This window comes from Pseudomonas sp. HP_12 (genome assembly GCF_055283955.1).
In genome coordinates this window covers 213,240-232,382 of sequence record NZ_JBTOQG010000059.1, presented here as the reverse complement: position 1 = coordinate 232,382, position 19,143 = coordinate 213,240, and the positions used below count along the sequence as shown (strand labels likewise).

Genomic DNA, 19,143 nt, shown 5'->3' with positions numbered 1-19,143 from the left:
TACGCGCATCCTGCCGGCTTCAGCAAAAGGAGTTTTCAGCAATGCGCGTATTTCTTACCGGCTCCACAGGTTTTATCGGCTCCCACGTCGCCCGGGAACTACTCGCCGCGGGTCACCAGGTGCTGGGCATGACCCGTTCTCAAGCGGGAGCAGAAGCATTGCGGGCCATCGGCGCCGAGCCCCATCACGGCACCCTCGAAGACCTCGCCAGCCTCAGACTCGGCGCCGAGCAGTGCGACGCAGTCATTCACACCGCGTTCGATCACGACTTCGCCCACTTCGTCGACAACTGCCAGAAAGATGCGCGGGCCATCGCCGCACTGGGCGAAGCGCTGAACGGCTCGCAGCGCCCGCTGCTGATCACCTCCGGCACGCCGATGGGTTCGCCGGCACCGGGCGAGCCTGCCGATGAGGATCATTTCAATGCCGAGCATCCCAATCCCCGCGCCGCCTCGGAACGGGCAGCAGAGGCGCTGTTGCAACGCGGCCTCAACGTGGTGGCGATGCGTCTGTCGCAGATCCACGACACCGTCAAACAGGGTCTGGTCACCGATTTCATCAAGCACGCGCGGGAGACCGGCGTCGCGGCATATGTCGACGCAGGCATGAATCACTGGTCCGCCGCGCACATTTCAGACACAGCCCAGCTGTACCGACTCGCGCTGGAAAAACACCAACCCGGCGCTCGCTATCATGCAACCGCCGAAAGCCACATCCCCTTTCACCTCATCGCCGAAGCCCTGGGTGAAGGCCTGGGACTGCCCGTTGTTTCAGTGCCAGCCGACGAGGCGATGGCGAGGTTCGGCTGGCTGTCGAGCTTTGTGGGACGGGATATGTCGAGCAACAGCAGCAAAACCCGGGCGCGATTGGGCTGGGTGCCGACCGGGCCGGGTTTGATTGAGGATCTCAAAGGGTGTTTTGAACGGCGGTGAATGATCCGTAGAGACGCCGAGCTGCCGATCCCAACCAAGGGCCCGTGCGCGCCACGGGCCTACAACGCGTCAGAACCCCACGAGAAGCGATAAGCGCGCACGGGCGCCGGCGGTTGGCAACGACCAACGTCCGCGTCGGCGCCGACGATCAACCACTCGGCCCTCGACGTTGATCCCAGCTGGCGAGCCTTGTCGGCCACGAAGCAGCGCTCCAGTTCGGCGGCGGGCACCAGGGCAAAGGCGGATGGATGGGTGCGCAACCAGAGCGCGGCGTGTTCGACGGCGGATTGATCGGCAAACCCGAAATGCACCACCGGCTGGCGGGCGAACAGCCAGTGCCCTTCCCGCCAGCCGACCAGCACCAGTTCAGCGCCGTCAGTCAGCCGGGAAGCTTCGCTCATCAGCACCTTGTGGGGGTTGGGGCCGTCGGTGAACGGTTCGACGAAGCCACGGCCGAACCACAGGCAAAACCATGCCACCACCGCCACGCCAAACACAGCGCGGGCCTTCGGACGATTGCCAAACCAGCGGCGAAGCAGCCACGGAATCAGCGGCGCGGCGGCCAGCACCAGGCCGGGTAGCGCAGGGAAGATATAGATTTTGCGCTTGCCGGTGCTCAGGCAGAAAAACAGCACCACCAGGACTACCCAGCCCAGCAACAACAAGATCCGGGCGTCGTTCTTTCGCAGCTGGCGGCGCCAGGCGGGTACCAGCCACGGCAACGCCAGCACCAGCGGCAGCCAGTACTGCGGAATGACGGTCAGGAAATACCAGAACGGTTCGCGGTGATCCCAGGCCGACGCGTAGCGGCCACCGGTCTGGTGAAACAGGATTTCCTTCAGGTACGCCACTTCGTCAGCGCCACCCTTGAGCCAGACCGTGGCGAGCAGCGGCACAAGCCAGACCGCACATCCCGCCAGCACCACCAGAAAACCGGCCGCCCAGCGAAGCCCCTGCCCCGGCATGACGGCCACACCCGACCAGCCCTTTCGCACGGCATAGACGTAGGGCACCAGCATCAATGCCGGCAGAAAACCCACCCCTTTGGTGATGATGCCCAGGCCCATGGCCAGACACGCGACGTAGAACCAGCCCCACGCCGGGCCCAGCAGCAGATGACGGACCATGCCGTAGAAGCCGAGCGCCACCCACAGGCACAGGAAGCTGTCGATCTGGCCGGTGCGCAGAATGCTGTAGGTCTGGTACGTCGCCAGAAACAGCAGCGCGGCGATGCGACCCACTCTGCGGCACCAGAGGCGTCGGCCCAGGTCGTACAACACCGCCGTGGCGGTGGCCGCCGAGAGCAGGCCCGGGATGAAGAGTGCCAGCGACGGCGAACCGGTCAGCCAGGTGAAAAACGCGACCGTCCACATGAACAAGGGTGGTTTGTCGCCGTAGATTTCACCGGCCCGATGGGGGATCAGCCCACTGCCGCTGTGCAGCATTTCCAGTGCGACGCCCAGAAACCGTTCTTCGTCGACATTCAGCGGCTGCCGGATGCCAAAACCGGCGCCGACCAGAATCAGCGCAAGCGCCACCAGCGCCAGGCACTGCCACGCGGGAGATTGAAAACGTCCCACCGGCTATTCCTTAAGGTCTTTGTGTTTGGCAATCAGCTGCAGGTTGCGCAGGTAGACCACAAAGCCGAATGACTGACCGATGATGAACACCGGGTCTTCGCGGTAGATCGCATAGGCCAGCAACAACGCGCTGCCCACCATGCTCAGGTACCAGAAACCCACCGGAATCACGCTGCGTTTCTTGATTTCGCTGTACAGCCATTGCAAGACGAAACGGCCGGTGAAGACCGCCTGACCGAGAAATCCCACCGTGAGCCAGAGCGTTTCGCGGGTGAAATTCATCCGTTCATCTCCTCGGGCCGGGTGTTGAGTCGCGTGCGGCGCACCAGCCACCAGACCCCGAACAGGTCGAGGATGCCCACAAGCGCACGGTCCAGATTGCCGTAGTTGGAAACGCCGGCCTGACGATGACGGTGGTGAACCGGATGAACGATCATTCGGCCGTGATGGCGCTGGATCAACGCGGGAATGAAGCGGTGCATGTGGTCGAAGTAAGGCAGCTGCAGAAACGCCGCTCGATGGATCAGTTTTAGCCCGCAGCCCGTATCGGGCGTCGCGTCCTTGAGCAGGCGGCTGCGCAAGGCATTGGCGAAGCGGGACGCCCAGCGCTTGCTCGCGGTGTCTCGCCGGTTGACCCGATGCCCCGCCACCAACCTCACCGGCTGGCCCTGGTTCCGGTCATTGCCCTGCCCGGTATTGCGCACCAGTGCCAGCATGCCGGGCAAGTCGGCGGGGTCGTTCTGGCCATCGCCGTCCAGCGTCGCCAGCCACTCGCCGCGCGCGGCCTGAGCGGCATGCCAGATCGAGGTGCTCTGCCCGAGGGAAACCCCGTGGTGCAGGATTCGCAGGGGCTCATACCCTTCGGCCTTGATCTGCTGCAGGACACGCAACGTGTCGTCGGTGCTGCCGTCGTCGACCACCAACACCTCGTAGCGCTCCCCGGCCAGCGCGGTGCGTACTTCATTGAGCAACGAAGGCAGGTTTTGCGCTTCGTTTTTTGCCGGGATCAATACCGACACAAACACCGATTCACTCATCACGCCCACCGCGCCTCTTGTTTTGATTGTCTGGCCTGTTTGCTCTGGTCGCAGGAATAGAAGTCGCCGTACCAGCGCACGAATTCAGCCACGCCCTGCTCAAGCCCGACCTGCGGACTGAAGTCGATCCATTTCGCCAGCCCGGAGACATCCGCCCAGGTCTGCAGCACGTCGCCCGGCTGAAGCGGCAGATAGTTGCGCCTGGCCTGAATCCCCAGCGCCGCCTCCAGGCACTGCACGAAGTCGAGCAGCTTCACCGGCGCCCCTCGCCCGATATTGAAAAGCTGACACGGCGCGCGCCCTTCCATGAGTGGCGGTGGTCGGGGCAACAGCCGGTTCATCGACTCGATGATGTCGTCGACGTAGGTGAAATCCCGCGCCATCTCGCCGTCGTTGTAGATATCGATGGGCTCGCCTTTGAGGATGGCCCGGGTAAATTTGAACAGCGCCATGTCCGGCCGCCCCCAGGGGCCGTAGACGGTAAAAAACCGCAGGCCCGTCGCAGGAATCCGGTACAGATGCGAATAGCTGTAGGCCATGAGCTCGTTGGCGCGCTTGGTCGCGGCGTACAGAGACACGGGTTGCTCAACGGCGTCTTCCACCGCAAACGGCATCTTGGTATTGGCGCCGTACACCGAGCTGCTCGACGCATAAACAAGGTGCTTTACGGGGTGCGCCCGGCAGGCTTCCAGGACGTTGAGAAACCCGACCATGTTGGCATCGGCGTACACACTCGGGTTATCGATGGAATACCGGACCCCGGCCTGGGCCGCCAGATGAATGACCTCGCTGAACCCGGACGCGCTGAACAGCCCGAGCAACGCATGTGGGTCGACGATGTCGATTTGCTGAAACTGAAAGGAGGGGTAATTTTCAAGCTGCGCCAGTCGGGCGCGCTTGAGGTCGACGCTGTAGTAATCGTTCAAGTTGTCGATGCCCACCACTTGAACGCCCTGGCTGCACAACGTTCTGGCCATGTGAAAGCCGATGAACCCCGCCACCCCGGTGATCAGTATCGTCATTGGGCTATCGCCCAGCGGCGGCATCGAGCCTGGGTAAGTCCTGCGTATCCTGCGCTTAAGACAGTGACATTCATTTCATGAGTCCTTTGACAGAACCGGCCAACCGCCCGAAATCCCTGGGTCAGCTGTCCGTTCCTGCTGGATGCTTGATCAAGCGACATGAAACTGTGTCACAGCAATATTTAAGCAATGTGAACAGGGTGAGCGGCCCATCGCGTCATGCGCTCGAGACGTGGACCGAGCGAAGCCCAAGGCTGTTGAGCCATCCACTCTCGCGAAGCCTGATGTTTTTTTGCCGACAGGGAACCTCGTTCGCATTTATTGACACCCACACGGTCAACCCCTGAGCGTCACTCCCACGACGCCTTCAAATCCCATCAAGCTCCATGTCAAAAGGACAATGTCATGGCTTCAACAGACAGCAAGCCCACCATCGATTACACCGTACGAACCGGCCCGGGCACCGTGCAAGTGGACCCCTCCACGGGGGCCGATCAAACCTGGAGCATCATTCTTCAGCCGGACGGCAAAATCCTCGTCGGCGGCGAAAGCTTCCAGACCGCCATTGGTTATCCAGGCTCGCCGGGCGATGAAAGCTACGGAACACGCGGCAGCTTCACGTCGGTGCGCCTGAACAGCGACGGCAGCCTGGACAGCAGTTTCAGCCAGGACGGGATTGCCCTCGTGCCCGCCAGCCTGGATCCGGAAGATGAGGCTTACTACGTCATGGCCGTGCAGGCCGACGGTAAAGTCCTGTCGGCGCAGCCTGGGCTTGGCGGTTTGAAAGTCGAACGCTTCAACCTCGATGGCACCCTGGACACCACGTTCGGCAAAGGCGGCGCCGCAGCCCTTGATGTACCGATCAGCACCGATGGAATGGCGATTTACGCCACAGCCGATGGTTCGGTGTACGTCAGCGCTCGCGGCACCTCGCAAGCAGTGGTGTTCAAGCTGGACAGCAGCGGTACGCCGGCGGAAAACTTCGGTGTCGACGGCACACTCGTCCTCAACCCGACCGGCTATTACGGCACCGGCAATATCGCCACCGTTGTGCAGCCCGACGGCAGCGTATTGCTCGGCAGCTGGCTGTACGTGGGCTCCGAGGGACCCCACGACCCGGGCGATCCGGTGTATGCCGTTCAGCGACTTGCAGCCGACGGCAACCTGGATACCACGTTTGGCGTGGACGGCGTGGTGCACTTCGATACCGCCCTGGGGCTGGACTACCGCGCCGCGATCACCGTGCAAGCCGATGGCAAGATCATCATTGCCGGCGAGAGTCATGACAGTACCGCCTTCAACGTGCTGCGGCTGAATGCGGACGGTTCCTTCGACACCTCCTTCAGCGGTGATGGCAAGCTCACCCTTCAGGTGCCCCAAGGGGACTCCGCCTATGCCCACTCGGCTATCGTTCAGCCCGATGGCAAGATCCTTATCGCCGGCGACGTGATCACTCGACTGAACGCCGATGGCAGCCTGGACACCACCTTTGGCAGCCAGGACGGCCAATACCACGTGGACGGCTCCAGCGAGGCCAATCACCTGATTGGCAACGACACGGCAGAAATCATCCGCGGCCTGGGCGGTGACGACGTGCTGCAAGGCGCCGGTGGCCGTGACGTACTGACAGGCGGAACCGGCGCAGACATTTTCCGGTTCAGCCAGATCAGCGACAGCTACCGCACCGCTACGGAAACCGGCAGCGACCGGATTCTGGACTTCGACGCCTCCCAGGACCGCGTAGACCTGATTGCGTTGGGTTTCAACGGCATTGGCGACGGCCACAATGGCACGCTGGCTATCCAGGCCAACGCTGACGGCACCCGCACTTACCTGAAAAGTTTCGATGCCAATGCCGACGGGCAGCGCTTTGAACTGGCGCTCGAAGGCAACCTGACGGGGCAGTTGAACAGCAACAATCTGGTGTTCACGGCCCCCACCGTCGAAGGAACGGCTGGCAAGGACGTGATCACGGGGAGTGCCATGTCGGAGGTCATCTACGGCCTGGCCGGTAACGACCGCATCGATGGCGGCAGAGGCTCGGATGTGATCATCGGGGGCGCGGGTGCCGACCTGCTGAGCGGCGGCGACGACCCGAATCTTTCAGTCTACGGCCGTAATGGCATCAATGACGCTGACGTGTTCCGCTACACGGCAGCCAGCGACAGCTATCGCACCGAAAGCCAGAGCTTCGTGGACCTGATTGTCCGGTTCGCCAACAACAACGACAAGATCGACGTGTCGGCGTTGGGTTACACGGGTTTCGGGGACGGCACCGGGGATACGCTGAAGCTGGTCTATAACCACGACCTGGACCGCACCTACCTCAAGGACGTGGAAGCGGACGCGCAGGGCCATCGGTTCGAGATCGCCCTCAAAGGCGATTGGACACAGGACTTGGGCAACTCCGACATGATCTTTGCGCAGGCGCAGGAAGTAACCCTCGTGGGCACGGCCAGCGAGGCTGCCCTCGGCTAACAGGCGGGGTGCGACGAGGGGAACGGCTCATGCGCGTTCCCCTCGTTCAACGCTTAGCGCCGGTGACCCGCATCAACCCACTCGTTATAGGACTTCAAGATCCGCATTGGTGTAGCTGCAACCATCCAGCCGCCACTCCCGTCTACAGCCTTCGATTTCATGACCCCATGCTTTGGCTGCGCGTGCCCGCGAGCACCAAGCCTATGAGCCATCGGCGTGTCGTGACATGGATGCCGCCACTGAATCAATGGGCCGTACGGATAATGACCTTACCGCAGGCATGCCCGGTGGCGACTTTCTCCAGGGCGGCGCGGGTCTCTTCCACGGTGAAGATCAAGTCGGTCACAACCTGCAATTGCCCTGCACTGAACTGCCGCACCGCCTCCGGGAGATACGGCGTGGCGCTGGCAAAGAACACGGCTTCCCCGGGATGGTCTTCACGGGATTCGATGTCGAACTCCACGAGGGTCGCAATCCGTCCACCCTTGCCGAGTACCGACCAGGAGCTTTCCAGGGTCGGGCCGCCGACCGTGTCGAGCACCAGGTCGATGTCACGCAGCGTGGTGAAATCCTCGGTGCGGTAATCAATCGCCTCGTCCGCACCGAGGCTTTTCACCCGCTCGATGTTGCGCGCCGAAGTCGTGGCGATGACATACGCGCCCGCCAGATGCGCCAGCTGCACCGCCATGGTGCCCACACCGCCCGCTGCCCCATGTATCAAGACGCGTTGGCCGGGCTTCAATTGCCCTACCTCAAACAACGCCTGCTGCGCGGTGCCGAAGGTCGTCGGCAACGCCGCCGCCTGCTCGAAACTCATGGAAGCCGGAATCAGACAAAGCTCGGTGGCAGCGATTATCAGCTGCCGGGCAAAGGCGCCACCTGCAGTGGGCGTGCTGCGGCCGAACACGCGATCACCGGGTTTCAGGTGGGTCACCTGCTCACCGACGCTGCTGACGATGCCGCTGAAATCGGTGCCCGGGGTGTATGGCATCTCAACGGGAAAGACCGGCTGCATGTACCCGGCGATGATCTTCAGATCCAGCGGGTTGACGCTGGCGGCCTCGACGCCCACCAGAACCTCGTCAACGCCTGGCTTGCTCAGATCGAGGTTGTGCAGCGTGACGACCTCAGGGCCGCCGAATACAGAAATGGACGCTGTTTTCATGATGGCTTTCTCTTCGTTGTTCAGGCTTGAGGGAATTGACCGAGCTGCAGGAACAGACCAAACCAGTCCTCCATGTGCCACGTGGTAACGACCCGCCCGTTCTCCAGTGCGTGAAACTCATGCAAACGGAAGCTCACCTGTTTGCCCGTGGCGGCGATGCCAAATAGCTCGCCGAGGTGGGTGCCGGTTATTTCAGCCCGTACGGCGACCTGACCAGGGGCCTGAACCATGTCGTGGATGACGATGCGCACATCCGGAAACGCGTCGGCGAGGCTGCGGATAATCGGTTTGATGCCCTCGGGGCCTGGGCCTTGCCCGGGTGCCAGGGGGATGTCATCCCAGTCGGCAGCCAGCACGCTGTCGACGAGGTCGGGATTGTTCTCGCTGAAGGCGCGGTAGAGGGTCTCAACGGCCTGGCGTTCGGTCTGAAGGCGGGTGGCAAGTTCTGCGGTAGACATAAGGTTGCTCTCGGCGTGGGGTATGGCGAGAGTGTGAGCGCAGGGCTACCATCCGTATAACAAATGGCTCGTATATAGGTTTATTTGATTTATGGATTTCCACGGCATCGATCTGAACCTGCTTGCCGCATTCAATGCCCTGATGATCGAGCGCAACGTCACGCGCGCCGCCACCCAGGTCGGCGTCAGCCAACCGGCCATGAGTGCCGCGCTTTCGCGCTTGCGCACGCTGTTGGGCGATCCGCTTTTTTTGCGCAGCCCTGACGGCCTCCTTCCAACGCCCCGTGCCCGTGAGTTGGCCCAACCTGTCGCCGAGGCGCTGAGCCAGATAAAAGCCGCCCTGGTGAAAATGCCTGACTTTGTCCCGGCCGATGCCGTGCTCACAATGAACCTTGGCTTGTCGGACTATCCCGCCTTCGTGCTGCTCCCCACGCTGCTGCAGACCTTGAGCGAACACGCGCCACACCTGTCGATCAACGTTCACGCAGTCAATGACCGCGACCATGCCGTGGACATGCTGGATGCGGGAGTGATTGATGCGGCAATCGGCGTATTGCCCAGCCATCAAGACGGTCGCATTTTCACGCGACCGATTCTGCGTGACGCTTTCGTCACCCTCGTCGCCCATGGCCATCCGGCAGCCCGGCGCGGCATGGACCTGGACACTTACCTCTCGCTGCCCCATGTACTGGTCTCGCCCGAGGGTGATCGACACGGCTTGGTGGATCAGGCGTTGGCTCAGTTGGGCAAGCAACGCACCCTGGCACTGACGCTGCCGCAGATGTTCGCGGTGCCGGCGATCATCGCCTCTTCCCGCATGACTGCCACCGTCCTGAAACGCATCGCCCTCAGCTCGCCGACGGGAGGGAAACTGGTCCTGTTCCCGCCGCCGGTCGCGCTGCCGGAGATCACGTTTCATCTCATCTGGCATCGTCGTGGCAATGGGAATCCCGCTCAGGAATGGTTCAGGGGCATGATCGAATCGGTTGCATCGGGGCTTTAAAGACAGCTGCGGCCTGATACGGCGCATCAACCCACCGGTAACCGACATGGCCAGTCACGGCCACTCCCAGGCACGCAGCCGCGATATTGGAACGCCGTGCGATTGCGAAGTGTGCTCAAAAAGCAGGTTAACGGCCCGGCCCGACCATCGACAGGGCGTTGGCCTTGCCGGGCGACGGGCCACAGCGCATCATGCGCGATTGTTTATTTCCCGGCGCAGACTATCGATGGCCCACCATCCCGCCCCATTTCCTTTCAACGAGGAAGAGCGTGTCCTCTCGCTCGAACACCTGGACGTGCTGGACAGTGCCAACGAAAAGGCATTCGACGACATCGTTCTATTGGCCACCACCTTGTGCGACGCACCCATTGCGCTGGTGTCGCTGGTCGATCGGGAACGCCAGTGGTTCAAGGCCTGCGTGGGCCTCGGGGTGCAGGAAACCCATCGGGATCTGGCCTTCTGCGGCCATGCGATTCTTGATCCCGTGCAAGTGCTGGTCGTCGAAGACGCGGCCCTCGACCCTCGCTTCGCTTCCAGCCCCCTGGTGCTCGGCCCGCCCTACATTCGTTTCTACGCAGGCGCGCCCATTGTCACGGACAGCGGCGTCGCGTTGGGGACCGTTTGTGTGATCGACACATGCGCCCGTCAGCTGAGCGAACGCCAATCCCTCGCCCTCCAGGCATTGGCCCGGCAGGCCGCGGCGCTGCTGGAAGCCCGCTTGCTGAGCAAACAACGTGAACGGCAGCTGGCGCAGTTTCAGGATCAATTCCAGCAAGCCGAGCAGAACCCGAGCGAAGTCACCCCGCTGCTGCAAAATTCCCGCTGCATCTCCTCGCTGGGCATGCTCACCGCAAGCATTGCCCATGACTTCAACAACCTGCTGCAGAGCGTCAGCGCTGCGTTTCAGTTGACCCGCCTGCGTTCCCGGCGGCCAGTGGACGTCGAGCGTTTCGCCGAGACCGGCCTGCAGGCCGTTGAGCAAGGCCGGCAGCTCATCAGTTATTTGATGTCGAGCGTGCGCGGTGACGGCCCTGAACTGATCTGCATCGATGTGACCGCACGCCTCCACGCCGCGCAGCCGTTGATGCGCCATTCGATGAGTGAAGGCATCGACCTTGACTTCGATCTGGCGGAATGGGGCTGGGGCGTCCTCTGTGTCGAAGCCCAACTGCACGCGGTCGTGATGAACCTGCTCAGCAATGCCCGTGATGCGCTGAAGGGTGCCGGCCAGATTCGCGTGTCCACCCGCTGGGTGCATGTGGAGGATGATCTGTCGCTGCAACAGGGCGACTACCTTGTGGTCAGCGTCAGTGACAACGGCCCTGGCATGCCTGCCGAGGTCGCGCGCCAGGTATTCGAGCCTTTCTTCACCACCAAAGCGACAGGCGAAGGCACAGGGCTGGGGCTGGCTCAGGTCAAGGATTTCGCAATCAAATCGGGCGGTGACGCGCGCATCGAAACAGCGCCCGGGGCGGGGACGACGGTGAGTCTGTATCTGAGAATTCTGGGCTGTATCGCCACGTCGGAAGCGGGTTGAGCGGTGTGCTGATTCGCTGAATAAATCATCAGGCGCCAACATTTTTTTTACATTCAGGCGTTATAGTGGCGGCCCTTGTTGGGGAGTAGCCTGCTCTGGACCCCGTGTCACAGAGCGTTCGTGTCAACATTCTCGGCGGCCTGCCGTGGCACGAACACCTTCGGGTTGGCGAGACCAACGATGCATCCATGCCTAAAGTCGGGCGTGTGGCTGCGTCGTTGACTCATTGCCCGACTGGAACATAACCGTGAACCCGATTTCCCTCATCCTTCTTGCTTTGGCCATGTCCACGGACGCTTTCGCAGCGGCCATCGGTAAAGGCGCAAGCCTGCACAAGCCCCGCCTCATAGAAGCCTTGCGCACCGGCATCATCTTTGGCGTCATCGAAGGCATCACGCCCCTGATCGGGTGGCTGATCGGCCAGGCCGCCACGTCCTACGTCAAGAACTGGGATCACTGGATCGCCTTCACCCTGTTGGTGGTGCTCGGCGTGCACATGATCTACAACGGCCTCAAGCATGATGACGCCGAAGAAGAAAAACCCAATCAGCACTCCTTCCTGATATTGGCCGTGACCGCTTTCGCCACCAGCATCGATGCGCTGGCCGTGGGCGTTGGCCTGGCCTTCGTCAACGTGAATATCCTGGTGGCTGCCGCGGCCATTGGTGTCGCCACGACGGTGATGGTGACCATCGGCGTGATGCTGGGCCGCGTGCTGGGCACGGTGGTGGGCAAGCGCGCTGAAATCATCGGCGGCATTGTGCTGATGCTGGTTGGCGCGACGATTCTTTATGAGCATTTGTCGGCGGCGTAACGACGGACCGAGCGCACGTGAACCGTGCGCTTCAGGCCTCAAGCCGGGAGGGTTAATACCCGACGCCGCGCACGCCACCGGACGCCCTGATGGATTCACCGGTGACCCAATGGGAATCGCCGGAAGCCAAAAACATGGCCAGAGGTGCGATGTCCTCTGGCTCTCCGAAGCGTCCCAAGGGCGTACCCGCCAGTATTTTCTCTCCCAGCTCGCCCGCAAAGTGCCCGGCCGTTGCGGGCGTATTGGTGTGGCCCGGCAGGATTGAGTTGACCCGGATACCACGCGGCCCCAGCTCTCTGGCCAGAGCAAAGCTCAAGGTGTCGACGGCGCCCTTGGTGGCCGAATAGACACTCGACGCCAGGTAGGGGTCGGTGCTCAGGATCGAGCTGATATTGATGATGCTTGCACCAGGCCCCATCAGCTTGACCGCTTCTCGCACCGCAAGCAGGTAGCCGAGGACATTCAGGTTGAATTGCGTGTGGAAGGCTTCTTCGGTGAGGTCATCAATCATCTGGAACACCGCCACCCCTGCGTTATTGGCCAGCACATCCAGCGTCCCGTACTGCTCGCGAACGGTGTCAAACAGACGTGCGACGTCGGCCCCCTGACTCATGTCCGCTTGTATGGCGATGGCTGAGCCGCCCTGGGCGGTGATGTGAGTGACCACTGCCTCGGCGTCGGCCTTGCTGGAGGCGTAGTTGACAATGACGGTGGCGCCCTGAGCAGCCAGCGCCTTGGCGATTCCGGGGCCGATGCCTTTCGAGGCGCCCGTGACCAGTGCGATTTTTCCGTTGAGTTTCATACCGTGACCTTCTGGAAATGAGATGTTGTTGAGCGTCGTCACTGTCCGTCGTCAGCACCGGTCGTGAATACCGGGCCTTGATCGAGCTGCGTGGCGCCAGTATTCGGCCAACCATCGGATAGCGTTTGCCGGTTGTTCGCACATCCTTGCCTGATCTTCTCAATTGGCTTGCCAGGTACCGCTATGTAGCCCACGGTGGGGGATGGAAAATACAATTGCAGAACTGCGCCGTATCGTGATGAGCGGTCAGAACACTTGGACCGACACCGGTCTGCCCCGCGTTGCAATGGTCTGCGCCGAGGCCTGCGCAGATCAGGTCTATCAGCCGATGCTGCATTTGGTGCTTCAGGGCACCAAGACCTTGTCGATAGGCGAAGAGGTTTTTCGGTACACCGCAGGCCGGTATTTTCTGGTGCCGGTCGATGTGCCTGCCACGGGCCAGATCAGCGCCGCAGCGGCTGATTTACCCTATCTGGCCGTCAGCCTGACGCTGGACCTTGATGTCATTGCCACCCTGCTGATGGACGTGACCACGGCACCCGGGCCGGCGCGAAACGTGTGCTTCCAGGCTGTGGCTGCACCGGATGAAATGCTGGATGCATGGGTGCGGATGATGCGGCTGATTGATCGTCCCCATGACGCTGCCGTTCTGGCCCCGATGATCGAACGCGAGATTTTGTACCGCGCATTGCAGGGACCTCTGGGCGGTATCCTTCGTGACATGGCGCGGCCGGATGGTCGGATGGCCCAGATACGCCGTGTCACTCAGTGGATTCGTGAGCATTACACCGAGCCGTTCCGCGTCGAGCCTCTCGCACTGATGGCCGAAATGAGCGTTGCCGCCTTCTATCGGCATTTCAAGTCGGTCACGGCCATGACACCCATTCAGTATCAAAAACGCCTGCGCCTGTTACGAGCTCGCTGGTTACTGCTGTTCGATTCGCTGGACGCCACGACCATTGCCTATAAGGTCGGCTACGAAAGCGCGTCTCAATTCAATCGCGAATACGCCCGGCTGTTTGGCCTGCCTCCCGTACGGGACGCCGCGCGGTTCAAATCGCCCCTCGCCACACAGGGCGAGACCACCGCGCCACCGACAGCCTCATGACCGCCATTAACTGGCTGGAAAATCGGTAATGACCGTGCCCGCGATGCTTTGCGCAAACCCGTCGCCGAACACCTGCGACGGGGCCGCGAAACCCGCCCGCCGCTCACCGCCCAACACGCGACGGGCAGCTTCAACCGCCGCCAGCGGCGTGTAGGTGTAGCCGTTGACGGTTTCTATGACAGACCGCGCCATCGAGCCATCCGCCCCGGTGATCTCAACCGCCGCGCGGGCGCGATGGGCATCACGCTCCGCCGCATTGGGGCCATCGGGAAGCTGTGAGAGGTCGCCCTCCGGGAACGCTTCGCCCGAGAGGTGGACATACATCGTGATGTCGGGAATGGCGGTCGCATGCCACGCGGTCACGAGATCTCCGAAAGAGAGCGGCACGCAGAGCAGCGGTCCCTGGCCGAAATCAAACTGACGCGGCTGTGCATGAGGTGTCGCGACCAGTTCACCCTCCACCCTGGCGAGTACACCGGCACAGATGATTTCGCTGACGCTCATGGCCGAGCCCCGAGACATCGACCCCGGGACCTGCAGCGCGATTTTCAGCGAACGCGGTTGATTAACGCGCCTGGCGACATGCACTGCGAGCGAGTCCGTAGGCACCACGTCCCAGCCGACTCCTGGCAACAACATGACGTCGCGTGCAGCCGCTTCCGCCCCCAGTTGCTCGGCCAACCGGTACACGTTGATCTCTGCTGTGATGTCCAGATAGTCCACCCCGGCGTGGATGCAGGCGCGCATCAAAGGCTCGGCCGTGTGCGCAAAGGGCCCCGCGAAGTTGAGCAGCACCGAGATTCCTGACAGCGAAGCCGCGGCATCCCCGTCGGCATCGAACACCCGATAAGGCACGTTCAGTTCCGCAGCCAGTGCCTCTATTTGATGACGATTGCGCCCGGCGATTTCGAACGCAAGCCCTTGGGCTTTGGCGCGTTCTGCTGCCATGCGCCCGGTGTAGCCCGCGGCGCCGTAGATCAGAAGTGTGCTCATTGGGCGTGCTGCCATTTTTTGTAGACGAATTCGACGCTATAGCCGTCCGGGTCCAGCACATTGGCGGCGTAGTAATCAGGGTCGTAGTGCAAGCGTGCGCCCGGCGCGCCATTGTCCACCGCTCCGTGATCCATGGCGGCGGCGTAGGCGGCATCCACTTCAGCCTTGCTGTTGGCAACAAACCCGACGTGAACAGCACGTCCCTCGACAACCCCCTCACGCAGCCAGAAAAACACCCGGCCATTGGCGCCGAAGCCTTTCAGATCCGGATGACCCGGCGGGCCCTCCTTACCGTCGTAGTCCAGCCGCGCCGTAATGCCCAGCTCCCTCAACGCTGCGTGGTAAAAGCGGACGGAACGTGGGATGTCGCTCACTGACAGAAAAATATGGTCCAGCATGCTAAAAACCCTCCCGTGGTCAGATGTTGTAGCCGCCTGCAACTTCAAGGGTCTGGGCATTGATCCAGCCGCCCTCCTCCGACAGCAACATGGCAATGACGCGCGCGACATCCTCCGGCTCGCCCACTCTGCCGAGTGCGGTCTGCGCCGCCAGCATCGCTTCGAACTCATCGTCGAGGCCGCCGCCCAGTTCTGTGCGGATGGCGCCGGGTGATACTGCGTTGGCGCGTATCCGTCGTTCGGCAAATTCTTTGGCCATGTAGCGGGTCAGCACTTCAAGGCCGCCCTTGAACGCGGCATAGGGTGCAACGCCGGCCGTGGCCACTCGTGTCGTGGCGCTGGTGAGATTGACGATGCTGGCGTTTGCCGCCAGTAACGGCAGCAACGCCTGAGTCAGGAAGAACGGCCCTTTGAGGTGCACATTGAACAGCCCGTCGAACTGCGCTTCGCTGACCGTCGCCAAGGGGTTGAACAGGCCATAGCCGGCGTTATTGACCAGGCCACTCAACGTGGTGGCCGCCCAGGTTTCCCGAAGCGCCCCTACCACGGATTCGCGAAACGCCGCGAAGCTGCCGACGTCAGACACGTCGAGTTTCAGCGCAACGGCTTTCCCTCCAGCCTGTGCAATGCGCTCGACGACCGACGCCGCTGCTTGAGGGTTGGCGTTGTACGTCAGGATGACACCCATACCCCGTTTCGCCGCGTGTTCGGCGGCACTTGCACCGATCCCGCGGCTGCCGCCGGTAATAACGATAACGCCCATGTCGTGTTCCTCTGTGATTCAAACGTGACTCCACAGTACCCATCACAGCGTCCGAGGACGTGTCCGTTCCTGCTCGGAACCTGCCCGTTTCTGCTTTTCCCTTGCACGGCATGACGCTCAGCCCTCAGCATGCTGCCCATGGAAAAACAACTGAACGAACTCCGATCGCTTGCGGCCGGTGCTGAAAACCGTCGCACCGAAACAGGCATCCCCCGGGTGGCGATGGTCCAGGGCAAAATCCCCGAGCATCTGCTGGCGGCGGTCTATGACCCGATGATCAACGTGATCTTGCAGGGCAGCAAAAGCATGACCGTGGGGGATCGAACGCTCAGGTACGACCCGGCGACTTACTTCGTCATGTCCATTGATCTGCCTGCGGTGGGTTCGGTACATCCCTCCGCGTCGGGCGAGCCTTACCTGGCGGTCAGCCTGACGCTGGACCCGGCGGTGCTCGCCACGCTGTTCGCTGACCTGCCCAAACCTGCCAGCCGCGCTGAACAGGATGCAGGGTTTTCCGTCGCGTTGATGACAGATGAGCTGATGGATGCCTGGGTGCGAATGCTGCGGCTGATGGGCGACCCGGAAGCGATCGCCGCCCTCGCCCCGGTCTATGAACGGGAAATCATTTTCCGCGTGCTTCAGGGCCCGCTTGGCTGGATGTTGCGCGAAATCGCCGCGCCGGACAGCGCCATGGCCCGGGTCAACCTGGCCATTCAGTGGATCCGCCGTGACTTCGCCCAACCCCTGGGCGTGGAGCGCCTGGCCGAGCGCGCTTCAATGAGCGTTTCGGCGTTCCATCGGCATTTCAAGGCGGTGACCCACCTCAGCCCCTTGCAGTACCAGAAGCGGGTACGCCTTCTACAGGCCAGAACGCTGATGGTTGCCCATGCCAAGAGCGTCATGGCCGCCGCGTTCGAGGTCGGCTACGAAAGCGCCACACAGTTCAGCCGTGATTACACCCGGGTATTCGGGCTGCCTCCCGCTCGGGATGCCGGGAGGATTCTCAGGGATACGGGGCTGGTCGGGCGGTGAAAGCACAGAGTACGAATGTATGCAGTGAAGAAAAATTCGGCAGAACTGCCCAAACTCAAGATTTTCTGATGGGACTGAAGGAAAATTGCGCGGCCATGGCCGCGGTGAAGGATTTCTCCTGAGAGGTCCAGTGCATGTGCCAAACAGCAGGAATCGTAGAAGCTTTCCAGTTTTTTACAGGAGTAAAAATCCATGACCTGCCTGATCCGCAAGGCAACGGACAAGGACGCCACCGCGATCAGCCGCGTCATCGTGGCCGCCCTGCGCGAGTCCAATCGCCAGGACTATTCCGCCGCCGTCATTGCGCAGGTGGAACTGAGTTTTTCCCCGTCGGCGATCCTGCGCTTGCTGGCGCAGCGGCAGGTGTACGTGGCGACCCACGGCGAAGACATCATTGCCACGGCGAGCCTCGATCAGGCCACCGTCCGCAGCGTATTCGTCGCCCCCGCCTGCCAAGGCCGAGGCGCCGGTCGCGCGTTGATGGCGGTGGTTGAATCAGCCGCCGCCATCAACGGCGTCAGTCAGTTGCGCGTGCCCTCTTCTATCACGGCCGAGGGCTTCTACCGGTCGCTTGGCTACTCAACCATTCGCGATGAATACCATGGCGAGGAGCGGACGATCATCATGGAGAAGTCGCTGACGTCTGCGGCCTAGTCAGCGACGCCACACCCGCCCTTCTGCGCTGACCAACCAGGGCGAACTGTCCGCAACAATCCGCACACCGCCGACCCAACTCTCTGCCGGATCAAGATCAAGCCAGTTCAACTCCCCGCGCACTACCCGCTCACCCTGCGCCGTCAGCCGGACAAGGCGCCTGGGCCATTCGCTGCCCGGTTGTTCGTGCAGCAGCGGTTGCGGTGCATCGATGAGAGGTCTCAGCAGCGCATGAAACATCATGTCGCCCAGATACGGCAGCGGCTCATAATTATGCATCAAATGACCGAAGACCTTGCCGGCGGGCATTTCGCCTTTCTCCGCGAGAATGCGCAGGATCAATCGCTGGGTCAGGCTCAAGCCATCCTCGGCGCCGGGCAGTTCTTGCAGCTGCCTCGCCAACGCGGGGCCGAGCAGCGGCAGCGCCGAATGGTGTTGCGCCGCAAGCTCGGCCCAGCGACTTGGATCGGGGGCGGTGTAGGCGGCCCATACCTGCCGGGCCAGTGCCAAGGCCTCCTCACCGATGGCGCGGCGCTGGGGCCAGAGCCAGGCGAGTACGTCCGGGGCCAGTTGCCCGATGCCGATGAATCGCTCGACGCCGGGCACCCGATTGATCTCGATCAGCTCCAGCCTGCGCGGCACGCTGGGCAAACTCGCTAGCAGTCGAACCAGAAACAGTTGATCGTACGCATCGCCCTCGCACCACAGCACCAGTTCACTGTCGGCATTCAGGCGTGCCAACGCGTCACGCTGCATCGCCTGGCGCTGCTCGGCGTCACGGGGTGACAGCCCAAACGCCTGCTCGGCAAACGCGGCACGCCCCGCCCAATACTCATCGTCGGGCAGCGCGGGCACCGGGCCCATGACCATGGGGTCGTCGAACATCTGGAACGACCCTGCAAAGCCGGCAACCCGCAGGCTACGCTCGATGTCGTTGCCACAGCGCCAGTGCTGAACCTGTGCTTCACCCGTCGCCGCGAAGTCCGGATGACGGGCGGCAAACGCGACGGCGTCGGCATGGGCGATCAATTTGGGCCAACTGGCGAACCCCGCCTCGCGGGCCACCAGCCATTGGGTGTCGGCGAGCCGATAGTCGGGGCCCGGCAGGCCCATCGCGCGCAGTTGCGCCCGGGCTTCATCCGCTTCGTTGTTTTTCAGGGCTTTGAGAAGACGTTTTGCGTGCTTGCGCAGCGCAGGTAGATCGAGCAGACCGTGTTGACGGGACGCATTAGTGGCAGGCATGCCAACTCCTTAAAGGGCTCGGTCCGCCGACAAGCCGGGAGCTGGAATGAATGATTGGGGAAACGCTTGCCTTGGGAAACCCCTTCGCGCGGACCGCAGGCGCAGCAGACGCCCGGAGGCCGACT

The 19,143-nt window shown here is 62.2% G+C and carries 19 protein-coding genes; 8 read left to right on the top strand and 11 right to left on the bottom strand.

Features of this window, described 5'->3' with window-relative positions; genetic code table 11:
* Nucleotides 1–41 precede the first annotated feature (41 nt).
* Nucleotides 42–932 carry an SDR family oxidoreductase gene (locus tag ACYASU_RS23640; RefSeq protein ID WP_463584272.1) on the top strand — a complete coding sequence of 297 codons (891 nt, stop codon included), beginning with the start codon at nucleotides 42–44 and terminating at the stop codon, nucleotides 930–932.
* A gap of 59 nt (nucleotides 933–991) precedes the next feature.
* On the opposite strand, the gene ACYASU_RS23635 is transcribed toward ACYASU_RS23640, so the two are convergent.
* From ACYASU_RS23635 to ACYASU_RS23620, 4 genes are read right to left on the bottom strand one after another with little or no spacing between them, the layout of a single operon-like run.
* On the bottom strand, nucleotides 992–2,512 hold the full coding sequence (locus tag ACYASU_RS23635; protein ID WP_463584271.1) for an ArnT family glycosyltransferase: 1,521 nt from the start codon (nucleotides 2,510–2,512) through the stop codon (nucleotides 992–994).
* A gap of 3 nt (nucleotides 2,513–2,515) precedes the next feature.
* Complete coding sequence (locus ACYASU_RS23630) at nucleotides 2,516–2,794, bottom strand: lipid-A-disaccharide synthase N-terminal domain-containing protein (RefSeq protein WP_172611839.1); 279 nt, start codon at nucleotides 2,792–2,794, stop codon at nucleotides 2,516–2,518.
* Nucleotides 2,791–3,549, bottom strand: coding sequence for a glycosyltransferase family 2 protein (locus tag ACYASU_RS23625; RefSeq protein ID WP_463584270.1), 759 nt, complete (start codon nucleotides 3,547–3,549; stop codon nucleotides 2,791–2,793). Before ACYASU_RS23625 ends, ACYASU_RS23630 begins: the two co-directional genes overlap by 4 nt.
* Complete coding sequence (locus ACYASU_RS23620; RefSeq protein ID WP_463584269.1) at nucleotides 3,549–4,571, bottom strand: NAD-dependent epimerase/dehydratase family protein; 1,023 nt, start codon at nucleotides 4,569–4,571, stop codon at nucleotides 3,549–3,551. Before ACYASU_RS23620 ends, ACYASU_RS23625 begins: the two co-directional genes overlap by 1 nt.
* Nucleotides 4,572–4,976: 405 nt before the next feature.
* Here ACYASU_RS23620 and ACYASU_RS23615 point away from each other — a divergent pair, with 405 nt between their 5' ends.
* Entirely contained in the window at nucleotides 4,977–7,049 is a 2,073-nt protein-coding gene (locus ACYASU_RS23615) for a calcium-binding protein (protein ID WP_463584268.1), read from the top strand.
* Between the two features lie 244 nt (nucleotides 7,050–7,293).
* On the opposite strand, the gene ACYASU_RS23610 is transcribed toward ACYASU_RS23615, so the two are convergent.
* Together ACYASU_RS23610 and ACYASU_RS23605 are read right to left on the bottom strand one after the other, a co-directional pair.
* On the bottom strand, nucleotides 7,294–8,214 hold the full coding sequence (locus ACYASU_RS23610; RefSeq protein ID WP_463584267.1) for an NADP-dependent oxidoreductase: 921 nt from the start codon (nucleotides 8,212–8,214) through the stop codon (nucleotides 7,294–7,296).
* 20 nt (nucleotides 8,215–8,234) lie between these two features.
* Nucleotides 8,235–8,672, bottom strand: a complete 438-nt coding sequence (locus ACYASU_RS23605) for an ester cyclase (RefSeq protein WP_282372030.1) — start codon at nucleotides 8,670–8,672, stop codon at nucleotides 8,235–8,237.
* A 91-nt stretch (nucleotides 8,673–8,763) separates the two neighbouring features.
* On the opposite strand from ACYASU_RS23605, the gene ACYASU_RS23600 reads away from it, so the two are divergent.
* The 3 genes from ACYASU_RS23600 (at nucleotide 8,764) to mntP (ending at nucleotide 12,026) form a co-directional block, all read left to right on the top strand.
* On the top strand, nucleotides 8,764–9,675 hold the full coding sequence (locus ACYASU_RS23600) for a LysR family transcriptional regulator (protein WP_463584266.1): 912 nt from the start codon (nucleotides 8,764–8,766) through the stop codon (nucleotides 9,673–9,675).
* 226 nt (nucleotides 9,676–9,901) lie between these two features.
* Nucleotides 9,902–11,212, top strand: a complete 1,311-nt coding sequence (locus ACYASU_RS23595; protein WP_463584265.1) for an ATP-binding protein — start codon at nucleotides 9,902–9,904, stop codon at nucleotides 11,210–11,212.
* Nucleotides 11,213–11,459: 247 nt separating this feature from the next.
* Complete coding sequence (mntP, locus tag ACYASU_RS23590; protein WP_463584264.1) at nucleotides 11,460–12,026, top strand: manganese efflux pump MntP; 567 nt, start codon at nucleotides 11,460–11,462, stop codon at nucleotides 12,024–12,026.
* A 52-nt stretch (nucleotides 12,027–12,078) separates the two neighbouring features.
* On the opposite strand, the gene ACYASU_RS23585 is transcribed toward mntP, so the two are convergent.
* Nucleotides 12,079–12,828, bottom strand: coding sequence for a glucose 1-dehydrogenase (locus ACYASU_RS23585; RefSeq protein WP_463584263.1), 750 nt, complete (start codon nucleotides 12,826–12,828; stop codon nucleotides 12,079–12,081).
* A 202-nt stretch (nucleotides 12,829–13,030) separates the two neighbouring features.
* Between ACYASU_RS23585 and ACYASU_RS23580 the strand changes: the two genes are divergently transcribed.
* Nucleotides 13,031–13,936 carry an AraC family transcriptional regulator gene (locus tag ACYASU_RS23580; RefSeq protein ID WP_463584262.1) on the top strand — a complete coding sequence of 302 codons (906 nt, stop codon included), beginning with the start codon at nucleotides 13,031–13,033 and terminating at the stop codon, nucleotides 13,934–13,936.
* Between the two features lie 6 nt (nucleotides 13,937–13,942).
* On the opposite strand, the gene ACYASU_RS23575 is transcribed toward ACYASU_RS23580, so the two are convergent.
* The 3 genes from ACYASU_RS23575 to ACYASU_RS23565 are packed head-to-tail and all read right to left on the bottom strand — an operon-like array spanning nucleotide 13,943 to nucleotide 16,090.
* Nucleotides 13,943–14,929, bottom strand: coding sequence for a saccharopine dehydrogenase family protein (locus ACYASU_RS23575; RefSeq protein ID WP_463584261.1), 987 nt, complete (start codon nucleotides 14,927–14,929; stop codon nucleotides 13,943–13,945).
* The gene (locus ACYASU_RS23570) at nucleotides 14,926–15,327 is read right to left on the bottom strand and encodes a VOC family protein (protein WP_463584260.1); all 402 of its coding nucleotides are present in this window, start codon (nucleotides 15,325–15,327) and stop codon (nucleotides 14,926–14,928) included. Before ACYASU_RS23570 ends, ACYASU_RS23575 begins: the two co-directional genes overlap by 4 nt.
* A gap of 19 nt (nucleotides 15,328–15,346) precedes the next feature.
* Complete coding sequence (locus ACYASU_RS23565) at nucleotides 15,347–16,090, bottom strand: SDR family NAD(P)-dependent oxidoreductase (RefSeq protein WP_463584259.1); 744 nt, start codon at nucleotides 16,088–16,090, stop codon at nucleotides 15,347–15,349.
* Nucleotides 16,091–16,228: 138 nt separating this feature from the next.
* Here ACYASU_RS23565 and ACYASU_RS23560 point away from each other — a divergent pair, with 138 nt between their 5' ends.
* Nucleotides 16,229–17,122, top strand: a complete 894-nt coding sequence (locus ACYASU_RS23560; RefSeq protein WP_463584258.1) for an AraC family transcriptional regulator — start codon at nucleotides 16,229–16,231, stop codon at nucleotides 17,120–17,122.
* A gap of 192 nt (nucleotides 17,123–17,314) precedes the next feature.
* On the top strand, nucleotides 17,315–17,776 hold the full coding sequence (locus ACYASU_RS23555) for a GNAT family N-acetyltransferase (protein ID WP_463584257.1): 462 nt from the start codon (nucleotides 17,315–17,317) through the stop codon (nucleotides 17,774–17,776).
* On the opposite strand, the gene ACYASU_RS23550 is transcribed toward ACYASU_RS23555, so the two are convergent.
* The gene (locus tag ACYASU_RS23550; protein ID WP_463584256.1) at nucleotides 17,777–19,018 is read right to left on the bottom strand and encodes a DUF1835 domain-containing protein; all 1,242 of its coding nucleotides are present in this window, start codon (nucleotides 19,016–19,018) and stop codon (nucleotides 17,777–17,779) included.
* Nucleotides 19,019–19,143 lie beyond the last annotated feature (125 nt).